The sequence below is a fragment of the Isoalcanivorax pacificus W11-5 genome, from assembly GCF_000299335.2.
GTDB classification, from domain to species: Bacteria; Pseudomonadota; Gammaproteobacteria; order Pseudomonadales; family Alcanivoracaceae; genus Isoalcanivorax; species Isoalcanivorax pacificus.
The window spans coordinates 2,649,870-2,670,632 of sequence record NZ_CP004387.1 but is presented as its reverse complement, the minus strand read 5'-3'; the positions used below and the strand labels follow the sequence as shown (position 1 = coordinate 2,670,632).

16 protein-coding genes are annotated in these 20,763 nt (G+C 64.5%); 6 read left to right on the top strand and 10 right to left on the bottom strand.

What is annotated here, in order from left to right:
• Nucleotides 1-4: 4 nt before the first annotated feature.
• Nucleotides 5-2,050: a methionine--tRNA ligase gene (gene metG / locus S7S_RS11830; protein ID WP_008736905.1), complete on the bottom strand. Its 2,046-nt coding sequence runs from the start codon at nucleotides 2,048-2,050 to the stop codon at nucleotides 5-7.
• Between the two features lie 93 nt (nucleotides 2,051-2,143).
• Complete coding sequence (locus S7S_RS11825; protein WP_008736908.1) at nucleotides 2,144-4,915, bottom strand: hybrid sensor histidine kinase/response regulator; 2,772 nt, start codon at nucleotides 4,913-4,915, stop codon at nucleotides 2,144-2,146.
• A gap of 383 nt (nucleotides 4,916-5,298) precedes the next feature.
• Between S7S_RS11825 and S7S_RS11820 the strand changes: the two genes are divergently transcribed.
• A complete protein-coding gene (locus S7S_RS11820) occupies nucleotides 5,299-6,744 on the top strand; it encodes an alkaline phosphatase D family protein (RefSeq protein WP_008736910.1) in 1,446 nt (481 codons plus the stop codon).
• Nucleotides 6,745-7,099: 355 nt separating this feature from the next.
• On the opposite strand, the gene S7S_RS11815 is transcribed toward S7S_RS11820, so the two are convergent.
• Nucleotides 7,100-7,399 carry a DUF2288 domain-containing protein gene (locus tag S7S_RS11815; RefSeq protein ID WP_008736912.1) on the bottom strand — a complete coding sequence of 100 codons (300 nt, stop codon included), beginning with the start codon at nucleotides 7,397-7,399 and terminating at the stop codon, nucleotides 7,100-7,102.
• Between the two features lie 243 nt (nucleotides 7,400-7,642).
• On the opposite strand from S7S_RS11815, the gene S7S_RS11810 reads away from it, so the two are divergent.
• Nucleotides 7,643-8,833: an oxygenase MpaB family protein gene (locus S7S_RS11810; RefSeq protein ID WP_008736913.1), complete on the top strand. Its 1,191-nt coding sequence runs from the start codon at nucleotides 7,643-7,645 to the stop codon at nucleotides 8,831-8,833.
• Nucleotides 8,834-8,909: 76 nt separating this feature from the next.
• Here S7S_RS11810 and S7S_RS11805 read toward each other — a convergent pair whose 3' ends face one another.
• Nucleotides 8,910-9,569, bottom strand: a complete 660-nt coding sequence (locus tag S7S_RS11805; RefSeq protein WP_008736915.1) for a glutathione S-transferase family protein — start codon at nucleotides 9,567-9,569, stop codon at nucleotides 8,910-8,912.
• A gap of 143 nt (nucleotides 9,570-9,712) precedes the next feature.
• Here S7S_RS11805 and S7S_RS11800 point away from each other — a divergent pair, with 143 nt between their 5' ends.
• Complete coding sequence (locus S7S_RS11800; protein WP_008736917.1) at nucleotides 9,713-10,774, top strand: PA0069 family radical SAM protein; 1,062 nt, start codon at nucleotides 9,713-9,715, stop codon at nucleotides 10,772-10,774.
• A 49-nt stretch (nucleotides 10,775-10,823) separates the two neighbouring features.
• Nucleotides 10,824-11,462: an alpha/beta family hydrolase gene (locus S7S_RS11795; protein ID WP_041025991.1), complete on the top strand. Its 639-nt coding sequence runs from the start codon at nucleotides 10,824-10,826 to the stop codon at nucleotides 11,460-11,462.
• A gap of 33 nt (nucleotides 11,463-11,495) precedes the next feature.
• On the opposite strand, the gene S7S_RS11790 is transcribed toward S7S_RS11795, so the two are convergent.
• From S7S_RS11790 to S7S_RS11770, 5 genes are all read right to left on the bottom strand, one after another.
• Entirely contained in the window at nucleotides 11,496-12,980 is a 1,485-nt protein-coding gene (locus tag S7S_RS11790; RefSeq protein WP_041025990.1) for an amidase family protein, read from the bottom strand.
• 449 nt (nucleotides 12,981-13,429) lie between these two features.
• Nucleotides 13,430-14,551: a GNAT family N-acetyltransferase/peptidase C39 family protein gene (locus S7S_RS11785; RefSeq protein WP_008736923.1), complete on the bottom strand. Its 1,122-nt coding sequence runs from the start codon at nucleotides 14,549-14,551 to the stop codon at nucleotides 13,430-13,432.
• Complete coding sequence (locus tag S7S_RS11780; RefSeq protein WP_008736925.1) at nucleotides 14,548-15,645, bottom strand: DUF2817 domain-containing protein; 1,098 nt, start codon at nucleotides 15,643-15,645, stop codon at nucleotides 14,548-14,550. The genes S7S_RS11785 and S7S_RS11780 overlap by 4 nt, the downstream gene beginning before the upstream one ends.
• A 77-nt stretch (nucleotides 15,646-15,722) precedes the next feature.
• Entirely contained in the window at nucleotides 15,723-16,280 is a 558-nt protein-coding gene (locus tag S7S_RS11775; RefSeq protein WP_008736926.1) for a YaeQ family protein, read from the bottom strand.
• Between the two features lie 16 nt (nucleotides 16,281-16,296).
• Nucleotides 16,297-16,773: a hotdog fold domain-containing protein gene (locus S7S_RS11770; protein WP_008736928.1), complete on the bottom strand. Its 477-nt coding sequence runs from the start codon at nucleotides 16,771-16,773 to the stop codon at nucleotides 16,297-16,299.
• Nucleotides 16,774-16,912: 139 nt separating this feature from the next.
• On the opposite strand from S7S_RS11770, the gene S7S_RS11765 reads away from it, so the two are divergent.
• Together S7S_RS11765 and S7S_RS11760 are read left to right on the top strand one after the other, a co-directional pair.
• Nucleotides 16,913-17,632, top strand: a complete 720-nt coding sequence (locus S7S_RS11765; RefSeq protein WP_008736930.1) for a pseudouridine synthase — start codon at nucleotides 16,913-16,915, stop codon at nucleotides 17,630-17,632.
• The gene (locus S7S_RS11760) at nucleotides 17,632-18,372 is read left to right on the top strand and encodes an O-methyltransferase (protein ID WP_041025989.1); all 741 of its coding nucleotides are present in this window, start codon (nucleotides 17,632-17,634) and stop codon (nucleotides 18,370-18,372) included. The genes S7S_RS11765 and S7S_RS11760 overlap by 1 nt, the downstream gene beginning before the upstream one ends.
• A 175-nt stretch (nucleotides 18,373-18,547) precedes the next feature.
• On the opposite strand, the gene S7S_RS11755 is transcribed toward S7S_RS11760, so the two are convergent.
• A complete protein-coding gene (locus S7S_RS11755; RefSeq protein ID WP_169745568.1) occupies nucleotides 18,548-20,512 on the bottom strand; it encodes a transglycosylase SLT domain-containing protein in 1,965 nt (654 codons plus the stop codon).
• Between the last annotated feature and the right edge of the window lie 251 nt (nucleotides 20,513-20,763).

Sequence of the window (20,763 nt, the reverse complement as noted above, 5' to 3'; positions counted from 1 at the left end):
CGACTCAGCGCACTTCCATGCCGGGCTCGGCACCGTCATCGGGGCTGAGCAGGAAGATGTCGCTGCCGCCGGGGCCGGCGGCCAGCACCATGCCCTCGGACAGGCCGAATTTCATTTTGCGCGGGGCCAGGTTGGCGACCATGACGGTGAGTCGGCCTTCGAGCTGTTCCGGGCTGTATCTGGCCTTGATGCCGGCAAACACATTGCGGGTTTCGCCTTCGCCGATGTCCAGCGTCAGTTGCAGCAGCTTGTCGGCGCCTTCGACGTGCTCGGCCTTCAGGATACGGGCCACGCGCAGTTTTACCTTGAGAAAATCGTCGATGCTGATGGGCGCATCGTCGTCGTCAGCTTTTTGCGCTGTCTTCGCTTTTTTCTCCGGCTTGGCGGCCGGCTGCGCGGCGGCAGTGTCCTCTTTTGAAGCACCGAGCATGGCGTCAATCTGCTTGCTGTCGATGCGATTGAGCATGGCGTTGAAGCGGGCGATGGCGTGCTCGCCGAGCAACTGGTCGGCGTCCTGCCAGGTGAGCGGTGCCACCTGCAGGAAGGCTTCGGCTTTCTCCGCCAGCGCCGGCAGCACCGGTTTCAGGTACAGCGCCAGCAGGCGGAAGATGTTCACTGCGGCGGAACAGATTTCCAGTACGCGCTGTGCCTGGCTGTCGTCTTTCGCCAGTGACCAGGGCGCCTGTTCCTGGATGTACTGGTTGGCCTTGTCGGCCAGCGCCATTACTTCGCGCATGGCCTTGCCGTATTCGAGCTGTTCATAAAAGGCGGCGATGCGCGGCGCGGCGGCCTGCACTTCACGCACCAGCGCTTCGTTGTCCAGCGTGGCGGACAGCCGGCCACCAAACTTGTGCACGAAGTTGCCGGTGCGGCTGGCGATATTCACCACCTTGCCGACCAGATCCGCGTTGACACGCTGCACGAAGTCTTCCAGGTTCAGGTCGAAATCTTCCACGCCCTTGCCGAGTTTGGCGGCGAAATAGTAGCGCAGGTATTCCGGGTCCAGATGCTGCAGGTAGGTGCTGGCCTTGATGAAGGTGCCGCGCGACTTGGACATCTTGGCGCCGTTGACGGTCACGAAGCCGTGTACATGCAGTGCAGTCGGCTTGCGGAAGCCGGCGCCTTCGAGCATGGCGGGCCAGAACAGGCCGTGGAAGTTGACGATGTCCTTGCCGATAAAGTGATGCAGCTCGGTGTCGCTGCCCTCGCGCCAGAAGGCGTCGAAGTCGAGGCCGTGCTGGTCGCAGTAATGTTTGAAGCTGGCCATGTAGCCGATCGGCGCGTCCATCCAGACGTAGAAGTACTTGCCCGGCCAGCCGGGAATCTCGAAGCCGAAGTAGGGCGCTTCGCGGCTGATGTCCCAGGGTTGCAGGCCGGCATCGACCCATTCGCGCAGTTTGTTGGCGACGCTGTCCTGCAGGGCGTCGCTGTCGAGCCAGGTTTTCAGCATGGCGTCGAAGCGCGGCAGGTTGAAGAACAGCTGGATGTTCTGTTTTTCCACCGGGGCGGCGCCGCTGATGGTGGAATACGGGTCTTTCAGTTCGGCGGGGGTGTAGGTGGCGCCACACACTTCGCAGTTGTCGCCAAACTGGTCGGCCGCGCCGCATTTGGGGCAGGTGCCGCGCACGAAGCGGTCGGCCAGGAACATGCCCTTGACCGGATCATAGAGCTGGGTGATTTCTTTCTCGATGATGTAGCCGGCATCGCGGTTGCGGGTGTAGACCAGTTCCGAGAGCACCCGGTTTTCGTCGCTGTGGGTGCTGTGGTAGTGGTCGTAGCGGATCAGGAAGCCGGCGAAGTCACGCTCGTGCTCGGCCTTGACCTGCGCGATGTAGTCTTCCGGCGGCAGCCCCAGCTCTTCGGCCTTGAGCATGATGGCGGTGCCGTGGGCGTCGTCCGCACAGACGTAGATGCACTGTTCGCCGCGCATTTTCTGGAACCGCACCCAGATGTCGGTCTGGATGTGTTCAAGCATGTGACCCAGGTGAATGGAACCGTTGGCATAGGGCAGCGCGCTGGTAACCAGGATCTTGCGGGGCGTGTGGCTCATGTAAGGCTGAATCCGTCGGCGGTGGCGGGGCGCCCATGATACTGGTCGGCGCCCGGTTTTTCACGTTTCAGGGCGTGCGGCGGGGCGGCGCTGTCAGTCGGCGGTGTCCTGGACGATTTCGCCATCGCTGAGGGTAGAGCGGCGGATGGCGTCGATCACCTGGTCGCGGGACACCGGCTTGGACAGGTAATCGTCCACGCCGGCATCGCGGGCCTTCTGGATGTAGTCGCCGGAGGCGTGGGCGGACAGGGCGATGATCCAGCTCCGCTGCCGGTTGTGTTGCCGCTCCAGGGTGCGGATGTGCCGGGTGGCCTCGTAGCCGTCCATCTCCGGCATCTCGCAGTCCATGAAGATCACGTTCCAGTGGCGCGGGGACTGCTCGACCCGGGTCAGGGCCTCGCGGCCGTTGCTGGCCACGGTGGCGCGGATACCGGCGGTCTTGAGGATGCTGTCGATCACCAGCTGGTTGACGGCATTGTCCTCGACGATCATCACGTGGAGTTTGTCGAGGCTGTCTTCGTCCACCGCCTGGCTGGCAGGGGGCGTGTGGCTGACGCGCGTCGGCACCAGCAGGTTGTACAGCTCCTCGCGCAGGAAGCGGGCACGGATCGGTGTTTCGATGGCCACGGCCCCGGCCGCCACGCCGGCGGCGGGTATCTCGCCGGTGGCACCGGTCAGCAACAGCGCGGAGGGGCGCAGCTCGATCGGGATCTGGTACAGCTCGTCCTTGAAGCACTGGTTCACCAGCAGCGCATCGAACGGCGTACGGCGGGTGGCCTGTTCCAGCCGGGTGGCGGCGTCATGGAGACTGCGGCAGTCGTCCACCTGCATGCCCCAGCGCGATGCCATCTGTGACACCGACAGGCTGAACGGCGGCGACGGGTCGACGATCAGCAGCCGTTTGCCATGCAGCGCGCGCAGCGTGCCCGGCGAGCTGATCTGCCGGCAATGGATGGTGAACCAGAAGGTGGCGCCGCGACCGGGTGCGCTGTTGACGCCGATCTCGCCGCCCATCAGTTCGCACAGCCGCTTGCTGATCGCCAGCCCCAGCCCGGCGCCGCTCTTGCGGCGGGTGGAGGAGCGCTGCTCGATATTGCTGAATTCCTTGAACAGGTGCTGCTTCTGGCTGTCGTCCAGGCCGCTGCCGGTGTCCGACACCTCGAACAGCAGCACGCACTGGCCCTTGTTGTCCGGCGGCTGGCGCACCGCCACGTGCAGTGCAATCTGGCCCTGCTCGGTGCATTTGAAGGCGTTGCTGAGCAGGTTGGTGATGATCTGCTTGAGGCGCACCGGGTCGGTACGGATGACTTCCGGCACGCGGCTGTCGAGGTAGGTGTAGATCGGCAACTGCCGCTCGCTGGACAGCAGCGAGAACAGCGACACGCAATCGTCCACCAGGCTCTCGACGCTGACGTCGACACTTTCCAGCTCCAGCTTGCCGGCCTCGATGCGTGAGTAATCGAGGATGTCGTTGATGACCGTCAGCAGTGACTGGGTGGACTGGTAGATGGTGTCGACGTACTGCGACTGCTGGTTGTTCAGCGCCGTGCGCCGCAGCAGGTCGGTCATGCCCAGCACGCCGTTCATGGGCGTGCGGATTTCATGGCTCATGGTGGCCAGGAATTCGCTCTTGGCCTGGTTGCGGGCGCCGGCCTTGAAGGCTTCCATTTCCGCGCGCGCCTTTTCGTGAATGGAGGTGGAATGTTCTTCCTTGAGCCGGTTGATGCGGTTGGCCAGCGCCAGCGACAGCAGCACCACCTCAATGAACACGCCGGCCTGCACCAGGTACTCGGTAAACAGGTTGCGCGGCAGCACGCCAAACTTGCTCAGTGACATGGTGGCCGCGCCGGCAATGAAACACAGCCAGGCAAGCGTGAACACGCGCGCGTCGGGGTCGCCGGCACGGGTGCGCAGCAGCCCCACCAGCAGGATCGAGGCATCCATGGCCAGGATGCACACGACATCCACGGGGATGATGTAGTGGCGAGGCACGAACGGGGTCAGCAGCAGCAGCGTGGTGCCGATCACCACATGCAGCCGCAGCAGGCGCGCCAGCATCGGCGCGCGCTGGCCCAGCTCCAGGAAGTGCAGCGTGAACAGCGCCGGCAGCAGCACGATGAAGGGCAGCAGGTAGACCATCATGTAGCTGCTGAGGGTGACATTGCCCGGCCACAGGAAGCGCTGGGCGAAGCCATGCAGGATGGCCATGAACAGCGTGATGGTGAGTGACCAGGCGACGTACAGCAGGTAGGCCTTTTCCCGGATCGAGAAGTACAGGAACAGGTTGTACAGGATCATGACCACCATGCCGCCGAAGAACAGGCCCTGGATCAGCATGGTCTGCTGTGCGCTGTCGTTGAAGGCGTCGCGCGTGATCACCGTTATCGGTACTTGCAGGCTGTAGGCGGAACTGGCCAGCAGGAAGGCCTCGGCAGTGTCGCCGGGGGCCAGAGTCAGCGGGAAGGCTGGTTGCTGCCAGGCGACCGGGCGGGTGTGGTAAGGCAGGTCCAGCCCGGCACTGGCCCGGTCGGTGATGCGGCCGTCGGCCTGGCGCAGGAACAGGTCGACACGGGCGAGCAGCGGATAGCGCACCTGCAGCAGCCAGGGGGTGTCGGCGTCGCGGGCGCGTTGCAGCGGCAGGCGGAACCAGCAGTGGTCGGTGGTGAAGCCGCGATTCGGCGTGGCGTCGCCGACGGCGGCCCAGGCGAACTGGTCCGGGTGTGGCAACAGGGTTTCCGGGCTGGGCAGCGTGTCGGCCGGCCCGCACAGCCAGCGGGCATGGGTATGGGCGTCAGGGTGTGCCGGCGTACTGTTGTCCAGCAGCAGTGCAGCGCTGGCGGGCAGGGCGCCCAGCAGGGTCAGCAAAAGCAGACACCAGCCAGCCAGGTATCGGGCCGGGTGTGATGGGGGTGTTGGTCGGATGACAACCTGCCGGGCTACCCGCATATCCATGTATTGGTCTCGTTCAGGGTGTCGGGCGTATTGCCCGCACCATGCCTGGCCCTGTTTGGGAATACCACACGGCGGTGATATAAGTGTGCTCAGGCTTCTGAGTCTTTTTTCCTATAGGCAATCCTAGCCGTCACGTGCGGCGGCGACAATTTTAATCATCACGGCGTGTGGCCGGCATTGGCCTGGTGCCCCGGGCATCGGCCTTCTGGCACGCACGGCTGTTTTTATATCAGGGAAGGGCGGGGGCCTGCTGAGGGTGTCCGGATAACAGGAATCTGAAGGAGAAGGGGACAACAATGCAGGTGGCTGCATTTTCGGTAGGGCCGCTGGTGGGTGACTGCGGCCGCACCTCGGTACGTATTTTGGGGCGCGCGGACATTGCCGCTGCGACGGCACGCGGCAAGGCCATGCTCGGTCGCATCCAGTGGCGGCCACGGCCTGTGCCGGGGCAGGGGGAAACGGACTGGACGTTGCCGCTGGCATTTCGCATGAACAGCAATTTCGACGGCAGTGGCGTGGTGGTGCTCAATGACCTGTTACCGGGTGTGGAGTACGAGTACCGCGCCGGCTGGGTGACGGATGAGAACGTGGCCGGGGAGCAGCTGGACTGGGCGCGTATCACGCCAGGCCGTTTTCGCACCGCACCGGCGGACGACACGGCGCCGGTGAGTTTCCTGTTCGGTTCCTGCTGCTACCGGTTTTTCGATCTCAACGGGCTGGTATCCGACGACCGCGCCGACAAGACGTTCGGCGCCATGCTCACTCACCAGCGCCAGTATGGCGATGTGGATTTCGTCATGCTGTGCGGGGACCAGATTTACGCTGACCCGTTGAACCGGCTCGGTGCCATCAGCGCGGAAGAGCAATACCTGTCGCTGTACCGCAAGGTGTTTGGCCAGCCGAACATGCGCGAGCTGATGGCGACCACGCCGACCTACATGATCCTCGACGATCACGAGATCGAGGATAACTGGCCGGCCAGTGCCTCGAAGGAAGACTGGGTCGGCAAGTTGCCGGCAGCGCTGAAGGCATACCAGATCTACCAGGCCTCGCACGGACCGGCGATGCCGCTGGACCCGAGCGGCCGCTACCTCGACTGCGACCCGGACCATCTCTGGTACAGCTTTCGCCGTGGCTGTGTGGACATGTTCGTGATGGATGTGCGCACCGAACGGCATCTGGCGGAGACAGCGCGTGAGCGCATGATGATTTCCGGGCGGCAGGAGCAGGCGCTGGTCGACTGGCTGCTCGACGGCAGCGACCGGGTGAAGCTGATCGTGTCGCCGGTGGTGGTGTTTCCCGACCAGCGCCGGTGGTTCCGCCGCAAGGATGCATGGGAAGGGTTTGTCGCCCAGCGTGCACGCATTCTCGAAGTGATCCGGCGCAACCGGCTGCAACGGGTGGCGTTCCTGTCCGGCGATGTGCATGCCTCGCTGGTGGCGGCGCTGCACAGCCGCCAGGGCGGCCAGGATGTGACGATGTATAACCTGGTCTGCTCCGGGCTGTTCTGGCCCACCGCGCTGATGGCTTTCCGCTGGTACTCGCCGATGGTGGACGGCAAGGGCCGGCTGGCGACCGGCGGGCTCTGGTCCCGCTACCGGGTGGAACTGCTGAAAGGCCTGTACAGCCGGGATGCCTTTGCCCGCGTGGACGTGACCCGCGATGGTTTCCGCTACCGGCTCTATGACCGCCGTGGGGATCCCTTGCCGGAATTCTGGCTGGAGCGGTCCTGGCAGGGGTAACAGGATAATGTCACCGTGCAATGTGGCGAATGTCCTGCGTGCGATGTAGGCAAAGGCTTACAGAAACTGACGGCATTTGCCTGCGTTCAGACGGCGCCCGGCAGTCTAGTCTGGTGGGGCATGGATGCGCCGGGCAACACGGAGGTTCCCTTTTCGGCCTGTAATGACATTGCCCGCTTCCCCGGCGGGCCTCTTTTTCTGGCAGGGACGCTTTCCGGCAGGGATGCCGGCCTCCGGGCAGACAGAGCGCACAAGGCGGCTTGAAGCTGCTGCACGCACAGCGCCCACATAACGCAGAGAGTGCGCAGGAATGACACGCGGGTGAGGCAGGTAACTCTGCCTCACCCGCCTTCGTTCAGGCGGCCGGCTGTATCAATACCCAGGGGGCGACCACCACTGCCCACATCTCCGCATTGGTCTGTGACCAGGCTGCCGCCTGCGTATCGCTGACCCGCATGACCTCGCCGGCGTCCATCCAGGCCGCTACGGTGTCGCGCTGGTCGCCGGCAAAGGCCGTGGCCACGGCCACCAGATCAAGACCGGGCTGCACCAGTATCGTCTGCCCACGGGCAAAGAAGGGCTGCAATGCGCGCCAGTCGATGCGGGCGGTTTCGTGATTCAGTTTCGCGGCAGTCAGATCGGTGTCCTGGGTCATGGCGTCGGCGGCGGTAGTCCACGGGGCGGGCGAGTATAGCAGGGCGGCAACGCGCCTGCCGGGCGGGGGAACGATTCGCCCGGATCGGTATACGTGACCGGAACTATCGGCAGGCGCCATGTTTGTGGTCATTGACCCTGCGGGCTGCCCGGCGGCAATGTGAGCGCCAGAACCAGCCGGTTTTGCCGGCGCTGTTTATCGTCAGCACCGCGTCCCCGGCGTTGCCTGTCACTGGAGAAGTTCATGCTTACCACCGTCCTGCCGCCACTGGGTACCATCCCGGCCCGCGATTCGCTGCGTTTCACGCCGCCCTATACCGAGGCGTACCTCGACCAGCTGCGCACGCAGGGGGACCCGCTGGCGGATGAGGTGGTGGCCGCGCTGGCGGCGGAAGGTGCCTTGACCGGCTTTCACGATCTGCTGGGCGTCGTGCGCGAGCGCGCCGCGCAGGAAGGCGGTGTGTACCAGGCGTTTCTGGACGCCTGCAATGACATACCCGAGTGGGCGGACTTCGAGGCCATGCGTACCGGCCAGCGGATGCTGGCGGCGTTTCCGGTCAACATGGGCATTGCGCTGTTTACCGGCAGCCTGGTGGGCGGTGCCGTGTTTGTGAAGATGGCGCTGGTGACCTCGATGACCGGCATGCTCAGTGGCGATTCCAGCCGGCGGCTGGATGAAACCGCCGCCATGGTGTTGCGCATGGCCTTCCCGGGCAACCTGGAGCCGGGCGGGGAAGGGCACGAACTGCTGATGCGGGTGCGCATGCTGCACGCGGCGATCCGCCGCTTCCTGGTCGACAGCGGCCGCTTTGCCCACCCGGTCGAGGTGCCGATCAACCAGCAGGACCTGGCCATTACGCTGGGTCTGTTCGGCTATCTGAATATTCGCAGCCTGGCGATGATGAATATCCATTTCAACGACCGCGAACTGGCTTCCTTCAATCTGCTCTGGCGCTATACCGGCCATGTGCTCGGTATCCGCGCGGAAGTGCTGCCGGACTCCGTGCCGGATCAGCAATCGTTTTTTCTCGCCAGCCTCAAGCACCAGGCACGCCCGGAACGGCTCGATGCGCGTACGCGCCAGGTCATGGACAACGTCGCCGCCAGTGCGGCGCGGCGCATGGCCGGCGTCAGCGAACCGATGGCGCGCAAGTTCCTGTATCAAAGCTGCCGCTGGCTGTCCGGCAATGAATACGTGACCGGCATGGAGATTGAGGATGCCGGGGAATACGCCGGCATCAAGCTGCTGAAAGGGCTGGGGCGGGTGTCGTACTGGATGTGGCGCTATGTGCCCGGTGGGCAGGCAATGCTGTATGCCATCGGCGCGCGGGCATATCGCAAGGCGCTGGCGCGCATGGCGCGGACGAAAGACAAGCAGGGGGAGTATCGGGTGAGGACCGTGGAGGAAGGGGGCGGTCGGACGTCGGACGTCTGACGTCGGACGCAAAAAACTTGCTGCCACAGTATCCCGGCGGTTGATTCCGTGTTGTTCTTTTAGCGTCCGACGCCTTCTATCTCTGCACGATGGTTTTTGCCGCTTCCAGCACCTTCGCCGGTTCCGGCTCCCCCGGTACCTTCACACCCCGGTCCACTGCCGCACGGGCGCGGATCTGATCCAGCCAGCGCTTGAGATGATCCAGCCCGGTGATGTCCACGCCGGACCAGGCATGGGTGCGTGCCCAGCACCAGTTGGCGATGTCGGCGATGGAATAGTCGCCGGCGAGGAATTCATTGTCCGCCAGACGCGTGTCGAGCACGGTCAGCAGGCGGCGCGATTCGTTCTGGTAGCGGTCGATAGCGACTTCGATTTTTTCCGGCATGTAGCGGAAAAACACATTCGCCTGGCCCATCATCGGGCCGAGGCCGCCCATCTGGAACATCAGCCACTGGATGACCTGTGAACGCCCCTTGGCGTCGGCAGGCATCAGCATGCCGGTCTTTTCCGCCAGGTAGATCATGATGGCACCGGATTCGAAAACCGGAAAATCACCGTTGTCATGATCGACAATGGCCGGGATGCGGCCGTTGGGATTGATCTTCAGAAAACCGGGCTTTTTCTGCTCCCCCTTCATCAGGTCCAGCGCAATGACGTTGTACGGCAGGCCCATCTCTTCAAGCGTGACCGAGGCTTTCCAGCCATTCGGCGTGGCGGCGGTGTAGAGATCGATCATAGAAGCTCCTGTTTTACCGTGACGAGCAACACCAGAACTTTGCCTTATCTTGCGTCACGGAAGGTGGGACCGCCATCACGATTGCAAGCGATATGACATTCTGGTGAAATACTGTCCATATGATCAGTATCTGGTTTTGAGACATGACCACAGGCCGGGGCAGCACCAGCAATCTGCCGGGGCGGTTTATCCGCACGGTGACGGAATTCGAGCCGGGCGAGCAGGGCGCGGCGGCGCAGCAGGCCGAAGACGGTGCGCCGTCAGTGCGGCCCACCCGGCTGCACGCTGAACAGTGCAAAAGCATTCTGGTGGGCAACCAGTCGCCGGATATTCCGTTTTCCCAAAGCATCAACCCGTACCGCGGTTGTGAGCACGGCTGCATCTATTGCTTTGCACGGCCCACGCACAGCTACCTGGAACTGTCGCCGGGGCTGGATTTCGAGACGGAGATTTTCTGCAAGGACAACGCCGACCTGGTGTTGCGCCAGCAGTTGATGCGCAAAAGCTACCAATGCCAGCCGGTGGCCATCGGTGCCGCCACCGATCCGTATCAGCCGGCGGAACGCAGCCGCGAGATCACCCGGCGGCTATTGCAGGTCCTGGCGGCGTTTCAGCACCCGGTCACACTGATCACGAAGAGTTCGCTGGTGCTGCGGGATCTGGATATTCTCGCGCCGCTGGCAGAGCAGTCGCTGGTGTCGGTGGCGATGTCGGTGACCACGCTGGATAACCGGCTCAAGTCGATGCTGGAACCCCGCGCCAGTGCCGGCAGCCGGCGGGTGGAGGTGATCCGTGAGCTGACCCGCGCCGGTGTGCCGGTGACGTTGCTGTTTGCGCCGGTGATCCCGTTTATCAATGACCACGAATTGGAAGCGATTGTCGCCGCCAGTGCCGAGGCCGGCGCCACGCAGGCCGGTTACGTGGTGCTGCGTTTGCCGCATGAGGTGCATCCGCTGTGGCAGCAGTGGCTGGCCACGCATTTTCCGCAGCGCGCCGCGAAAGTGATGTCGGTGGTGAATGGCTTGCATGGCGGGCGTGATTATCGCAGCGAATGGTTCGTGCGCCAGACCGGACAGGGCGCCTGGGCAGACCTGATCGCGCAGCGCTTCGATATTGCGTTGCGTCGCCACGGCATGGTGGGGCGCTCGCGCCGGTTGCGCACCGATCTGTTCCGGCGGCCGGAGCAGCAGTTGTCGTTGTTCTGAGGCGTGGGCATCATGCCTGCCTGATAACCATGATCTGCAGGATGGCGCGATGTCTGAACCTTCTGCCTTGCTCTGGGACCGACCCGCAGGTAAACCACATGCGACGTTGCTGTTTGCCCATGGCGCCGGTGCACCGATGGACAGCGATTTCATGACGGCCATGAGCACGGCGCTGGTGGTGCACGGCATTGCCGTCGCCCGGTTTGAATTTCCCTACATGGCGCGCCGTCGTGCCGGGGGCGGCAAGCGGCCGCCGGACCGGCAGCCGGTGCTGCTGGCGGCATTTCATGATGCCTTGCGGGCCATGCCCGATTCAGCGCGCTGTTTTATCGGTGGCAAATCCATGGGCGGCCGTATGGCCAGCCTGCTGGCGGCAGAGGGCGCCAATGTGCCGGGCGTGGTGTGTTTTGGCTATCCGTTTCATCCACCCGGCAAGCTGGCCACAACGCGCACCGCGCATCTGCCGGGGCTGCCCGTGCCGATGCTGGTGTGCCAGGGCGTGCGTGACCCGTTTGGCACGCAGGAGCAGGTGGCGGGCTATCTGCTGGGGCAAAACGTCAGCCTGCACTGGGTGCCGGATGGTGACCATGATCTGAAACCGCGCAAGGCCAGCGGCCTGACGCATAGGGAAAATATCGCCGCAGCAGCGGCTGCGGCGAGTGCCTTCATGGTGCGGGCAAGCCGGTGAGCAACCGGGCAGTCCGTTGCCGGGGTGCAGATATCAGTCCAGTGCCGGGTAAAGCGGTGGCTGATGCCGGTGCAGCGTGGCCTGTTCGTAGGCGTAGGCAAAACCGATCAGCGTCATTTCCGAGAACGGCAGGCCATAGATTTGCAACCCCAGGGGCAGGCCATCGGCGTCAAATCCCATTGGCACGGTAATGGCTGGCTGGCCTGAGGCGGGCGCCAGGCCCTGGCTGTTGTCGCCTTTGTTGGAGGGCAGGTCGCTGAGGTTGTTCAGCGGTTGGGCGGCGTTATCCCAGGTGGGATAGACCATGGCGTCGAGACCGGCGTCGGTCATGGCGTTGACCATGGTGTCGCGGAAGGTCTGACGGCCGGGATTGTCACGGATATTGCCGGCTTCCCCCAGGCAGGGGGGCGTCTGTTCGTCCGGTGCGCCGACCACCTCATTATTGCTGCGCAGGCTGCTGGCATGCACTGCGGAGAACAGGCCGCTGTCGATGATGTCCTGCAGGGTGTGCACCGGGGCATCGGGGCCGAGAGAAGCCAGATAGTTTTCCAGGTCGTACTTGAAACGTCGGCAGGAGGTGGCGCCGCGCAACAGGTCGTCGTAATCGGCAATCTCGAACGGATCAATCAATTCCGCACCCTGCGCCCGCAGGTCGGCCAGTGCCTGTTCAAATAATGTCAGGACCGCCGGGTCGGCGTCACTGGCAATCAGATGGCGGAACACGCCAATACGGGCACCTTGCAGGGCATTTTTGTCCAGCGCGGCGGTGTAGTCCGGCGCCACATGACCCTCACTCAGCGAGGTGATGGGGTCCGCCGGATCATTGCCGGCGATGACGTTCAGGATGCGTGCAGTATCCTCCACGGTGCGGGTCATGCCGCCTACCACATCACGGTCCAGGTTCAGCGGAATGACACCGTCACGGCTGACCAGGCCCATGGTGCTGCGCAGACCGACCAGTGAGGCATGCGAGGAGGGCCCCCGGATCGAGTTGCCGGTGTCACTGCCCAGGCCCACTGCGCCGAAGTTGGCGGCCACTGCCGCAGCGGTGCCGCCACTGGAACCGGCGGGTGTGCGGTTGAGGTTGTAGGCGTTGCGTGTAATGCCACCGACCGAGCTGACCGTGTGCGCCGCACGGAAGGCGAACTCGTCCAGGTTGGATTTTGCCAGCATGATGGCGTCTTCTTCGCGCAGCCGGGCAACGACCCAGGAATCATCCGGCGGGACGGAGTTGGCGAGTGCGAGGTTGCCCCCCGATGTGGGCATGTCATAGGTGTCGTAGTTGTCCTTCACGATGACCGGCACGCAGTACAGTTCGCCGAGCGTGTCGCCGGCAGCCAGACGCGCATCAATGTCGTCGGCCGTGGCGAGGGCGGCTGGGTTGGTGCGGATAATGGCATTGACGCCAGTCGTCTTGTCGTAGACGGCGATGCGCTGCAGATAAGCCTGCACGATGTCGCGGCAGGTGGTCTGGCCGGATTCCAGTGCACTGTGCATGCCGGCGATGGTGGTTTCCATTATGGAGTACGCGGCTGGGGCCGGCGCTGGCGGGCTGCTCGAAGATGAGCCTCCGCAGGCGCTCAGTAATACGGTGGCCAGCAACGAGGCTGAGCATAACGCAACACGCACACTGCGAGGTGTGTCCGCTTTTCCTGACATTGACTTGATCTCCTCGGGGAATGGTTGAGTGATGCCATCCTTGGAGAGAATCTCCGCAGTGCGCAGGATTTACGTCGCTCCAGAACAAGCATATCTGCGCACTTGCAGGTATTAGTGCATGTAATGTGCCCATATTTGCCGGCCGGGGCCGGTCTGGACGGAAGGTAAAAAAATATAGAGTCTAGGATAAAAATATATATATTTTGTGGTGCGGGTGGCGCTTGTCTACCTGCGAACAGGGGTCGGGTGAGGTATGCCGGCAACGGTATACGGCGAGAAAACGGTCTGAACAGGTGCGCGGTGGGCGTTCAGGGGGCAGGCAGGCGAGGTTTCCCCGGGCGGATCACCACGGCGGTGCGCAACCGGTTGCGGCCAAAGCGCGCCATGCGGTCGAAATCGGCGCGGGCCACCGGCAGATACTGACAGTCCAGTTCGGTCTGCACGCCTTCTTCCGGGTCGGAGTCGTGCAGGTAGAGAAAATCGTCATCGAACGCGGACAGCACCACCCAGTGCGGTGTGCGCTTGCCGTCCATTTGCCAGGTGGAAATCAGGATCAGCGGGATGCCGCCGGCCTTCAGGGCCTTGGTCAGGGTGCTCTGGGTGACTTCGCGATAGTGCACGGTGATGCCGGCCTGTTTGCTCTGCCGCACGAAATCCTTGTGCACCATTTCGATGATGTGTTTTTTCTCTTCGCTGCGCACGCTGTCGACGAACAGCGGGCCGCGCTGGCTGATCCAGACTTCCGCCTCAAAACCGCGTTTCACGGCGGCGAGTGCCAGCCCCAGCGGATGGCAGCCGCCGTGGCCGGCGGTCATGAAAATGGTGGTGGCTTCGCGCCAGAGCTGCAGTTCTTCGCGCTGGCGGGGTGTGTGGGCGTGATCCAGTGCCTGCATGGCCATCATCAAAGACGCCGGCCCACAGGTGAAATCCGTGGTCTGCCGGTACCAGGGCACCGGGCGTTGCCACAGGCGTGCATCGAAGTGGCGAATCTGTTTCTGGTAGCGCAGCGCGTCCTGGTGGTCTTCGTAGTAGTCGCGGTACTCGCCGAAGCGCAGGTACTGCATGCTTTCGTACAGGGCGATGGCGGCGGGATTGTCTTTGCGCACTTCCAGGCGCAGATAGATGCGGCCGGCATCCAGCGCGGCTTTTTCCGCTGCCTGCATCAGTTTGCGGCCCAGCCCCTGGCCCCGGCAGGTGTCGCTGATGGCAATCGAGTAGAGCCGCGCCAGTGACGTGCCGCGATGCAGAATCACCAGGGCATAGCCGACCAGTTCGCCGTCCAGGTCGGCCTTGAGGAAGGCCCGGTGTTCGCTGGTCAGCCAGCGGCGCAGGCTGCGGCGGCTCAGGCGGTCGGTGTCGAAGGTGCGTTTTTCCAGCGCCTCCAGGGCGTCCAGGTCCGCCAGGGTGGCGGGCAGAATCTGCAGAGTCATGCGGTGTGTCCTGTGCCAGCCAGGCCGTCGAGCGCCAGGCGAATGACCTGGCGGCTGCGGAACAGCACCAGTTCCTGCCATTGGCGCTGGCCGGGATAGAAGTGATCGCGCATGGCCTGTTTGACCGCACGGGTGCCGGCAGCGTGCCAGTCGGGCAGGCCGTGGCGATGCAGGCGGTGGTCGGCGAGGATCACTTCGAACAGCTGGTCGGTGCTGTAGGTGCCGAATTCCAGCGTCACGAAACAGCTGTCGGCGTCCATGATGCGATGCCAGGCGTAATCGAGCAGGCCCTCTTTCGGTACCGACGATGAGGTGCCCGCCGCCGGCAGGGTCACGGCATCGCCATACCAGCGCTGGGCGGTGCGGGTGCCGTCACTGTCGGGCAGGTGGTCGCAGATGATTTCGCCATAACCATAGGGGCCGAGGCCGGTGTGCAGGTCGATCACGGCCAGTTGCCGCTGGTCCAGGCGGTGCGCGCGGATCAGGGTGTGGATCAGCGTGTTGGCGGCTGCGGGGGCATGGCCGCCAAAAAAAGGCCCGGCAGGATCGCTGTACTGGCCGCCGCTGATGGCGATCTCCAGCGCGGTGCGGCCATAGCGGTCGCCGTAGCTGGCCAGTGCTTGCTGGCGTTGCCGGCTGTCGTGATCGAACAGCGCCTCGCGCAGGGCCAGGTAACCGCTGTTGTCCGGCAGCGGCTGGCTGAAATCGATGAAGTTGCGGTTCAGGTCGATGCCCTGCGGGTCGCAGCGACGCAGCCAGGCGGTACCCCAGGGGTTGAGCAGGTGCACCATCAGGCAGGCGCAGTCCGGCGGCAGCGTCAGGGAGCCGGCGGCGAGTTCGTGCAGCAGGTCGGCCTGGACGGCGGAGCCGGTCAGCCCCTCCACGCCGTGCGTGCCGGACAGCAGCACCAGCACCTGGGGCGCTTCCTCCGGCCCGAGCCAAAGACTGTAGCTGGCCAGTGCCTCGCCGGCCGGGCCGGCGTCGTCAACAGGATGGGCAACGGGTGTGCCGACGGCGCGGGCGCGCGCCAGGAACTGGTCGGTGGTGGCGCGGTAATCGGGCTGGAAATGCTGCAGGGCGTCGGCGTTGATCACTAAGGGTTCTGGCCTGTGAGGTGTGACACACGAGCCCTAGCGTACCGTGGATATCCATCCGGTTGGAATGGGCGTGTTCAGCCGGCGAAGGGTTTGATGACGTCCGGGTGCAGGGTGGTCATCTCGCCACGGTGATCAACGATGTACAGGGCGCCATCGCTGGTGTTCACCTGCCAGGTGAAGGTGCGGGGCAGTGCGGTGGCCAGCGTGCCGACTTCCTGCCAGGGCAGGGCAATCACATCGGCACGTTCCATGCGGCTGATGTCTTTTTCGTGACGCTTCCACCATTGTGCCCAGGCGCGGCCATAGGGCAGCACGGTGACCCGCTTGCTGCGCAGGCAGGCCTTGCGCACGCGGTCGGCATCGGGTTCGCCGACGTCGATCCAGTGCTGCACGTTGTCGAGCAGGTCGCGCCGCCACAGGTCTGGTTCGTTGGGGGTGGAAATGCCGCTGCCAAAGGTCAGCGGCGGGTCGAGCTGATCGTTGAACAGGCACCAGGCGAGCAGGCGCGCCACCATGCGTTCCGCTGTTTCCGACGGATGCAGGGCCAGTGTCAGCCGTTCGTGACCATAGAAATTGCGGTCGCTGTCGGCGATATCCAGGCTGGCGTGATAAATGGTGGCGCTCAGGGCCATGATGCGTTCCGTCAGTTCAGCGTTGCGGTTTTTCGGTGACCCAGAGGTGGATGGTGCCTTCCACCACGACGGTGCCGTCGTCACGGACACCGCGTACGCGCACGGGCAGGTCCGGGCCGTTGTCCCAGGCATCCTCGGCGACTTCGGCGATCACGCGGATATCCGTTTCCGCCTTGGCGGTGTACTTCACGTCCATGCCTTTCGGAATCCAGCGCAGGTGCGACGGGATGGAGGCTTCCGCCACCACGCCCATGGCAAATTCCAGGCCGTTGCAGATGGCGATGACGTGGACCGTGCCGATGTGGTTTTCCACCGCGCGGCGCTTCTTGATCACCGCTTCGCAATAGTTGCGCTTGAGCGTGACGATGCGCGGGCGCACGGTGCCGAAGTACGGTGCCTTGCGGCAGATCGCCATGGCGAACAATGTCTTGCCGCCGGGCAGGGATTCCATTTTCTGGTAGGTCGCCAGCACTTTGTTGGGCCGCTCGCTCATGGCGGTGTCTCCTGTTCCGGAAAGCGTGCATTGTCCACGCCGGCCGCATTGCAGGGAAGGACTTTCCCGCGCCGGTGCGCGGCGCTGGGGTAAGCCACCGTGACTCGGGTAGAATGCGCCTTTTCCATAGGTCCTGTTTATGACAGCGCTGAACCTGATAGCTGAACAGCCGGACTTTGTTGTGCTGGACAAGCCCGCCGGTGTCAGCGTGCACAGCGAGGACGGCGCCGGCGTGGTGGCGCAGTTGTCGGCGCTGCGCGACGAACCGCTGTGGCTGGTACACCGGCTCGACCGCGATACCTCCGGGGCGCTGCTGCTGGCGCGCAACCGGGAGGCGGCGGCCGCGCTCGGGACGCTGTTCGCTGCCCGGCAGGTGACGAAATTCTATCTGGGCATCAGCACCCGCCGTCCGCAGAAGAAAACCGGGCTGATCACGGGCGACATGCAGCGCAGCCGCGATGGCAACTGGCGGCTGGCGCGGGAACAGACGCGCCCGGCATTGACCTCGTTTGTCTCGGCGGCGGCCGGCGACGGTCTGCGGGCGGTGTTGATGCGCCCCTGGACCGGCCGTACACACCAGTTGCGGGTCGCCATGAAAGCGCTCGGCGCGCCGTTGCTCGGCGACAGCCGCTATGGCGGGGCGGCCTCGGACCGGTTGCACCTGCACGCCTGGGCGCTGTCTTTCGTCTGGCAGGGCACAGCGCGCTGCTTCCAGGCGCCGTTGCCGGACGCCGGTGCGTTCCGGCACCCGGTGATGTGTGCGCAGGCGGCAGCCTGGTGGCCGCCGGAACAGATCGTCATGCCGGCGCCGTCGCCGGCGCAACTGGCCCGCATCGGGGCCGATCAGGAGGACTGTTGATGGCCGTAGTCTGGCGCGCCGGGCGCGACGGGGTCGAATACGAAGTGCGCCGGCAGGGCCGCACCCTGCGGCTGTACGCCAACGGCGTGCAGCATTCCGAGTTCCATCCGCAGCGGCTGGTGACCGGCAGTGTCTGGGATTTGCTGTGGCTGCCGGTGCTGCTGGGCGAGCCGGATCATCTGCGCCGGGTGCTGGTGCTGGGGCTGGGGGGCGGCAGCCTGATTCCGCCGCTGCGGCGGCTGGTGGACCCGCTGGCGATGGTGGCGGTGGAGCTGGACCCGTTGCACCTGGAGGTGGCCGAGCAGCAATTCGGTGTCGGCGAGTTCGGCGTGGAGACGGTGTGCGCCGACGCGGTGGAGTGGGTCAATGCCTACGATGGCCCGCCGTTCGATCTGGTGGTGGAGGACCTGTTCGCCCCGTCCAACACCAATGTCACCCGCGCCGTGCCGGCCAGCAAACGCTGGCTGCAACAGTTGCAGGCGCTGGTCAGCCCGCGCGGCATGCTGGTGATGAATTTCGGCGACTGGGCCGAGTACCGCCGCAGCGATGCCACCGTCAAACCGAAAGGCTGGGGCAGCGGTTTCCGGCTGGCAACGCCGGACTGCCATAACGCGGTGATCGTGTGGACCCGGCAGACCACCAGCAGCAAGGCGCTGCGCCGTCGCGTTCAGGCGGATGAGGAACTGGCGCGTGAACTGGCACTGGGGCGGCTGGATTATTCGATCAGGCAGTTGTTTTGAGAGGGGGGCGGTAGGGTGGGTAGAGCCAAAGGCGAAACCCACCACGTCCAAGCCCGTTATTCACTCCCGCAAAATCATCGAAACTGCCCCGCTTAGGAGGTAGGTAGTTTCGATGGTTTTGTGCGAGCAGTGTGCAGCATGGACCCGGTGGGTTTCGCCTTTGGCTCTACCCACCCTACTCCTCCAACAGAGCGATGTGATAACCAGGATGCCGCTCGCTGGCGTTGATCAGTGCCACGCGGCGTTGGGCGTCGGGACGGTCGAGCTGTTCCAGCAGGACGCGGTAGGACAGCACCGCCTGCACGTATTCGCGGGTTTCGTAGTAGGGAATCGATTCCACCCAGACATCGAACGGCAGGGTGGTGGCGCTCAGCCATTCATCCACCCGTTGCGGGCCGGCGTTGTACGCGGCCAGCGCCAGCAGGCGGTTGCCCTGGTAGCGCTTGAGCAGATCGCTCAGGTAAGTGCTGCCCAGGCGGATGCTCATCAGCGGGTCGTACAGGTCGTCGGTGTCCGGCGCGGGTTCGTCGAGCCATTTCGCCACATGCCGTGCTGTGCCCGGCATCACCTGCATCAGTCCGCGTGCGCCCACCGGTGAGGTGGCATGGCTGTGGAAAGCGCTTTCGCGACGTGCCACGGCCATCAGCAGATACGGATCGATGTCGCCTTCGCGGGCGGCGTTGACGAACTGGTCGCGGTAGGCGCGCGGAAAGCGCCAGACCAGCACGTTGTGCGCGCGGGCATGGATGGCGGTGTCGACGGCCAGCGCGGGCCAGCCCTGCGCCAGCGCGTAATCGGCCAGCGCCGGCATTTGCGTTTCCGGTTGCCGGCGCAGCAGGGCAAGCCATTCGTCCCGGGCCAGTTGTGGTTCGTCCGCCGCCAGCAGCAGTGCCACCCGTTGCAGCGCGGCGTCATCGGTCAGCGGATCGCCGGCGGGCGGTGGCACCTGATTCAGCGCGTAGGGCTGGCCAAGCTGGTCGGCGGCGGTAAAGCCCCAGAAGCTGCGGTGCGAGGCGGCATCGCGATAGGCGATGTCGGCCAGGTCGGTGTTGCCCATGGCCTGATGCGCCCGGCCGAGCCAGTACTGCCAGCGGGCGCTCTGCTGGCGCGCCACCGGCAGGCGGGCGATCCAGCTCACCACCTCGGGCCATTGCTGCTCGATCACCGCGCGGCGGGTGCGCTGTTCGAGCAATTCCTCGTCGCCGTTGTCGCGCAGCCAGCGATCTGCCCAGGCGCGGTTTTCCGGCAGGTCGCGGATGATCGAATACCAGGCGATGCGGCGCTCTGCCTCGGCGCGGATGTCGCTGTCCAGGCCGCCGGGCCGCTGACTCAGGGTATGTACTGCCGCCAGCGCGGCCGGGGTGTCGGTGTGCGCCATGCGGTGCAGGCCGGCGCTGATCAGTGCGTCGCGTTGCGCTGCCCGCAGGTCCTTGTCGAGGCTGAGCATCATGTCCGGACGGTTGTAGAGCTGGCGCAGCAACTGGCCTTTGGCGGCGTGCTCGTCAGACAGCCGCCCGGCCAGGTAGCGCATCAGGCCTGGGTTGCCCTGGCGGAAGGCCAGCAGCATGCGCTGCCAGATCAGGTCATCGTTGATCACGCCGGTGGCCAGTGCCTTGTCAAACAACGGATCACAGGCCGCCGGACGGGAACCGCCGGTGAGCCACATCGCCGGTACGGCATCCATGGCTTCCTGCGGCTGCTGCTCACCCACCGCCTGCCAGTAGTAGCAGGCCAGTTCCGGTGTGATCGGCGGGGTGTCGCGCAGGGCACGCAGGGCTTTCCAGTTGCCGGCGGCGCCATAGCGGGCGATGGCCAGCCGCTCCATGCTGTTGGCCAGTGGCAGGTCGCGGTAGTGGCGCATGTAGTCCTTGACCCGCGCAGCGTCTATTTGTGGCAGGCCGTTGCGCAGGCGGTGGTAGTCCAGGTAACCCTGCATCAGGTAGTCGTCGCCGAGGCGTTTTTCCAGCTGCGCCAGGCGTTCAAAATCACCGTCGCGGGCAGCGGCCAGGGCATCCTGGAAACGCACCACGTCGGCGTTGCTGACTGGTGTCGCCGGCGCGGCGGGCAGCGTGACGGGTGTCAGGGTGAGAGCGCACAGCAGGGCGGTGCGCAACAGTAAAACAGGGTGTCTGAAAACCACAGCCATAGCCATCCTGATCCGGGCGGTTGGGATATGTCTCGACTGTGCAGGCCCCCGACTGGGCGAGCGTGCAACGCAGGGATTTCAGTGTACGCAGCGATTTGTGCCTGAACAGTAGTGGATGTGTAAAACCTGGGCGGAGAACATGAACCGGCTGCGGATTTTACAAAGTGCCGCGTGAAAACAGTCACCCCCGGTACGCCCGTGCGACCGTGGGCTGGGCTATACTGCGCGGCTTTCACGCCCGTCAC